4 protein-coding genes are annotated in these 5,788 nt (G+C 60.6%); 1 reads left to right on the top strand and 3 read right to left on the bottom strand.

The window, feature by feature from the left end; translation table 11 throughout:
* Positions 1–202: 202 nt before the first annotated feature.
* The 3 genes from NKK47_RS34655 to NKK47_RS34645 form a co-directional block, all read right to left on the bottom strand.
* Entirely contained in the window at positions 203–1,213 is a 1,011-nt protein-coding gene (locus NKK47_RS34655) for an ABC transporter substrate-binding protein (protein WP_352579884.1), read from the bottom strand.
* A 66-nt stretch (positions 1,214–1,279) separates the two neighbouring features.
* Positions 1,280–2,308, bottom strand: coding sequence for an ABC transporter substrate-binding protein (locus NKK47_RS34650; protein ID WP_352579883.1), 1,029 nt, complete (start codon positions 2,306–2,308; stop codon positions 1,280–1,282).
* A 29-nt stretch (positions 2,309–2,337) separates the two neighbouring features.
* Positions 2,338–3,351 (bottom strand): ABC transporter substrate-binding protein, encoded by a 1,014-nt coding sequence (locus tag NKK47_RS34645; RefSeq protein ID WP_352579882.1) that lies wholly within the window; start codon positions 3,349–3,351, stop codon positions 2,338–2,340.
* Between the two features lie 1,129 nt (positions 3,352–4,480).
* Between NKK47_RS34645 and NKK47_RS34635 the strand changes: the two genes are divergently transcribed.
* Positions 4,481–5,548, top strand: coding sequence for a cyclic nucleotide-gated potassium channel (locus tag NKK47_RS34635; protein WP_352579881.1), 1,068 nt, complete (start codon positions 4,481–4,483; stop codon positions 5,546–5,548).
* The last annotated feature ends 240 nt before the right edge of the window (positions 5,549–5,788 follow it).

The raw sequence follows: 5,788 nt of genomic DNA, 5'->3' as shown, positions 1-5,788 counted from the left end.
GCGGAGCGATGCAGATACCCGGCGCCGCCGCAAAGCGGGCGACCGTGGTTTCAGGTGCCGCTTCGGCGGCGGCCGCGTTGCGGCCCTTCGCAAGTCCCGCGGCTGCGAGCGCAGACAGGCCTGTAAGGAAACGGCGACGGTTCTGGATGATCTGCATAGCCTCTCCTTCCCTTGATAGGGCGCACGGCGTGTTGGCGATTGCCTACGTCTTCAACTCCCGTTTCAGTTGATCGAGAAAGCGCCAATCCGTTCCAGTAGCGATTATCTCTTGCGGGCTCGACTTGATCATGCGCGTTTCGTGCATGCGCAACGCGTAGAAGCGCATCGAGGCTTCGGCATCGTAATCCCGCCATCTGTCGTACCGGATGTCGCTAAGCGTTTGCAGCGCGAGTTCGTAGCTGGGGACGAACCCTCGATCGACTAGCTGCGCTGCACTCCATGACGGATCTGAGGAACAGAGGTCGGCGCCCTTGAGGATGGACCGCAGGACACGCTTAGTCGCTACCGGATATCTGTCTACATAATCCGCAGTCGCAGAAATCATGCAGCAGAAATGCTGCGACCAGGGCGAGTCGGTGGTTGAGTTGAGGATCGTGTGGCCTACTTTCCTGGAGCGAAGTTCCTGCGTGCGGGGCGGTTGGCCGAGCACTGCATCGTACTTTCCTTCGACGAAGCCTTCCGCAAAATTGTGTTCTTCGATGACCCATTCGATGTCGTTGACGGGATCGAGCCCAACATAGGCGGCCATCAGAGAAACCAACAGGTATTGCGGCGAATCAAGCGTAAAGACCCCAACCCGCTTTCCCCGCAGGTCCGAGATGCCTTTGACGCTGTCGCTGGCGATCAGTTCGAGGCACCCGGAGTGCAGTCCGCTTAGTACCCTGATCGGCACTCCTGCATCGATCGACGCCAGATGAATCGGCACGTAGTTCACACTGAAATCCGTCTCGCCGTTTGCGATCCACGTCGAATGATCAACCTTCTTGTCACCTTGCACATAGCGGACATCGGTGAACCCCTCGGCGCGCAGCATCTCTCCGGCGAGGTACAGGCCCGCCCAGCAATAGGCGCCGCCGATGTACCGCGGCAGGCGGACCGAGGTGGTCTCCGGCAGCGGCTCAGCCCAGGCTTGTGTCGAGGTGCCGATAAGGCCCGCGGCGCCGGCTGACGCAGCGCCGGCTAGGAAACGGCGGCGGTTCTGGATGATCTGCATAAGCCTCTCCTTCCCTCGATAGGGCGCGCGGCGTGTTGGCGATTGCCTACGTCTTCAACTCCTTCTTCAGTTCGCTGAAGAAGCGCCAGTCGGTGCCTTGGGCCAAGAGCTTCTGGGGGTGCTCTTGAGCATCCCCACCTCGTGGAGGCGCAAGGCGTAGAAGCGCAGGGTGTCCTCAGCGCTATACTCACGCCAACCGTAGGGGAGCCCCTTTATGACCTGGAGGGCATGGTCATAGCGCCTAGTATAGCCCTGCTCCACCAAGTACTGCGCGGACTGCTCCGGCTCGCTGGCGCAGAAATCCGCCGCTTTCAAGATGGCGCGGAGGGCGCGTTTGGTAGCCACCGGATACGTGCGGACGAACTCCCGGTTCCCAGCCAGCATGCAGCAGAAGTATTGGGACCAGGGCCGGTCCACGGTGCTGCTAATCACCACATGGCCGATCTGCCGATCCCGCATCTCCTGCGGTTCGGGGGGAAAGCCTAGGTAGGCATCGATCTTCCCCTCACTTAGGAGCCGGATGGACTCGGGTCCCGGATGCGTGACGAAGTGTATGTCCTTGTGGAGGTCCAGGCCCACATAAGCCGTCATAGCGGCGAGAAAGACGTATCGGCTGGAATCTAGCGCTGGCACGGCCACGGTCTTCCCCTTGAGGTCGCGGATCGACTGGATGCGATCGGTGCCGAACAGCTCAAAGCAGCCGACGTGGAGTCCTGCCAGGATGACGATGGGATCCCCCGCTTCCAGGCTGAGAAGGAGCGGGGCGGCGAAATGCGCACTGAGGTCGGCTTCACCAGAGGCGAGGGCCGGCGCGATGTCTGCGGTCCCCTCTTTTTGGAGGTAGTGCACCTCAGTGAACCCTTCGCTGCGCAGCAGTTCTTCGGCTACATACTGGGGGGCCTGACAGATGCTGGGAATCCGGACGAGCCGGATCCGCGTCGTCTCAGGCGGTGGCTCCGCAGCGGCTCGCCTGCGGACGCTAGTCGTTTCCGGCGGTGGCTCTGAGGGGAGCGATTGCTGGACCCCGACTAGGCTCGCGGCGCCGGCTGCCGAAAGGCCGGCCAGGAAGCGCCGGCGGCTCTGGATGATTTCCATGTCCACGTCTCCCCTTGAGACAAATGGGATCAGGTTTTCAGCTCACGCTTCAACTCGTCGAGGAAGCGCCAGTCCGTTCCGTCGGCGATGATCTGTTGCGGGCTCGATTTGATCATGCCCGTCTCCTGCATGCGGAGTGTGTAGAACCGCAGGGAGTCTTCAGGATCGAATTCCCGCCACCGGTCGTACCGGATATCCTTCAGCGTTTGGAGCGCGTAGTCATACGATGGGACGAAATCGCGATCGACCATCTGCCGGGCCACCCTCTGCGGATTCGACACACAGAGGTCAGCCGCCTTGAGGATGGATCGCAAGACCCGCTTGGTCGCCACCGGGTACCTGTTCACGTAGTCCGTTGTCGCGGAGATCATGCAGCAGAAATACTGTGACCATGGGCGGTCGACGGCATTGTTGAGTATCGTGTGGCCGATCTTCTTGGCGCGCAGCTCCTGCGGCTGGGGCGGCGTGCCGAGGAATGCATCGATCTTTCCTTGGACGAAGAGCTCCGTCGGGGTGGCGTCTTCAGTCAGGACCCATTGGATATCGTTCACGGGATCGAGCCCGACATAAGCGGACATGAGAGTCAGCCACACGTGTCGCGAGTTATTGAAACCATCCACGCCCACCCTCTTGCCCCGCAGATCCGCGACGCTGCGGATGCTCTCCTTGGCGATCAGTTCGAGGCATCCCGAGTGCAACCCGGTTAGCACCTTGATCGGCACGCCGGCATCGATCGACGCGATCTGATTCGGCGGAAAATTCACAGAGAAATCGGTCTCACCGCGTGCGATCCATTCCGATTGGTCGACGCTTCTGTCGGCTTCCACGTAGCGAACGTCGGTGAAGCCATCTGCGCGCATCAGTTCTCCGGCGATGTACGCGCCTGCCCAGCAGTAGGAACCACCAACCCACCGCGGCAGACGAACCGTCGTTGTTTCCAGCGACGGCTCCGCGTGGAGTGACTCCGGAAGACCGACGATGCCGGCAGCGCCCGCCATTGCAGCGCCGGCCAGGAATCGGCGGCGGGTTTGCATGATCTGCATCCGAACGCTCCTCTTCCGAATCGCAAACGACAATTCTGGCCGGAACCGAGCAAAAGAGGTTCCGGCAGAGGCAGATGGTCTCGTGGGCGCGACGAGTAGTTGTGGATTCTAGCGCGCCCAGTCCGCTGCGGGAGTCTTGCGCTCTCAGTCGCCGGCTCATTTATTAGCAACCGACGATATGCCACGATACGCCCAATTTGTGTTGGCTGCGAGCGCAAAACTTACTCGCGTCAAACGTCACGCCAGCGCCTCGCTGTCAGGGAGACCGTTTGCGCGGTTGCGAATGCCACTTCGAGTTTCTTGCGACCGTTCCGAATGATCGCACAAAAGTCTGTTTCGGGTCAGATTGAGAAACTGAAGCTGGCTTACAGACGTCCGCTATCGTCATCCTGAGGTCCCGGAGCCGCCATTCCGCTGTCGGCCCCAAATGCGACACTTGGAGGTTGGCTCGGCGAGAACAGATCTTGGCGCAAGCACGACAACGCTGAATGTCGTTTCGGTTCCTCGTAAGAAGGGCGACTTACCACGTGGCCAGGTCCGCGTCGTGCGATACGGACTGAGATACAAACTGTGATACAAATCGCTATGGAATTCTAGAAAAAATTCTTTAAAATCAATATGCGAACCGGTGCGGCGATGCTTCTCGACCGCACCATCAAATTCGAAAGCGGAATCTCTTACACGTTGAACTTCGAGCACGGCGGGGAGCGTCCTTGTCGGGGCACGTGCCCTTTGCCTGATTACGATCGCGAGTTTTGCCCATGCGAAGAGGCCATCGGCGGGCATGGCCATCTATCGATAGGCGCACATGATTATTCGCGCACCAGGCGTCCGGTCGCCCACCAGATCACCGACACAACAATGATTGATGCGTAGCCGTCCACGGCATAGTGCCAGCCAGTGAACACCGATCCGTACAGGATCAGGGCTGCAAAGGTCCAACCGAGAACGAGCCGGCGCTGGGTGTGGTTCGAGGGGCAGCTCGATCTCGACCCTGATCGGATGGCTCATGGCCTATGGTCCAGCGACGACCAAGGGTGGCCCGGTAATCTCCATATCGAATTAGCACCTTTGCGCTTGCCTTGAAGGCATTCTATCCTGGACGGTAGTATCCGCTCGTGGGCATAGAATGTCGGTACTGCCTTCCTTAAGAATTTACGCGCCGCTCAACGCGGTGCTGGCTGCGACTGGGCTTGTGGCGGTGGCTACGCTCACGACACCGGACCTGTCCGGACGAAGCAGACTGGCTTTGGCTGCCGTGCTCGCAGTCATTTGGGGCGTCTATCTCCTGGAATTGGCCGAGAAACTGCTCAAGCGCCGGGCGGGAGACGTTCGGGACAGGACGCCGGCAATCGCCATTGATGTGCTCGCGGTTTTGGTTCCACTCGCCGCATTTCTGCTCGTCGGCACGCCCGACCGGAGCCTCTACTGTGCTGTCTGGCTGCTGAAACCGCTGCGCGATTCAACTTTCTTCCCGCTGCTGGGCAGAATCCTGACCAACGAAGCGCGCAATCTGATCGGCGTCGCCACGGTCTTCGGCATCGTTCTTATCGGTTTTGCGCTCGCAGCCTATGTCATCGAGCGCGACGTCCAACCGCAACAGTTCGGCAGCATCCCCCAGGCAATGTGGTGGGCGGTGGTCACGCTGTCCACCACCGGCTATGGCGACGCTATTCCGGAAAGCTTCGCCGGCCGCGTCCTTGCCGGGGCGGTCATGATGAGTGGCATCGGCATCTTCGCGCTCTGGGCTGGCATTCTTGCCACCGGCTTTTATCAAGAAGTCCGTCGCGAGGATTTCGTCCGCAATTGGCAATTGGTCGCCGCCGTGCCGTTGTTTCAGAAGCTCGGCCCGGCCACACTAGTCGAGATCGTGCGCGCATTACGACCTCGCATCGTGCCGGCGGGCGCTGTGATCTGCCGCAATGGCGAGACCGGTGACCAGATGTTCTTCGTCGTGGAGGGGCGCGTCAGCGTCGCGACGCCGAACCCGGTGGAGCTGGGCCCTGGCGCTTTCTTCGGCGAGATGGCGCTGATCACCGGCGAACCACGCTCGGCGACCGTCAGCGCCACAACGGTGGTCTCACTTCTGTCGCTACACTCGGCGGATTTCCAGATGCTGTGCAGCAGCAGCCCGGAGATCGCAGAAATCATCCGCAAGACCGCGCTCGAGCGGCGCAGTGCGGCACCTAAGGGTTGACCGTACTAGGTGTTCGTCAGAGGAGGATGTGATGGCAAGGCTGCCAGCTGCCTGCCGATGGTGGCTGGCTGGAACTACATGCTCTGCCGCTGCCGAACCACCCTCAATGCGAGCGCGACATTCGATTCGTGATCTCCACCTCATCCCCGTCCCGCGCAGCGGGTCGTCTAATCGCTCGAGCGTCAAGGGGGTGAGTGCAAGGCTGTCGTCCTTTCTGTCGATTCTCGTTCGTCCGCATGC

The organism is Mesorhizobium sp. M0019, from assembly GCF_040323975.1.
Classification (GTDB): domain Bacteria; phylum Pseudomonadota; class Alphaproteobacteria; order Rhizobiales; family Rhizobiaceae; genus Mesorhizobium.
The sequence above is the reverse complement of the archived record's forward strand: the minus strand, read 5'-3'. Positions and strand labels throughout refer to the sequence as shown.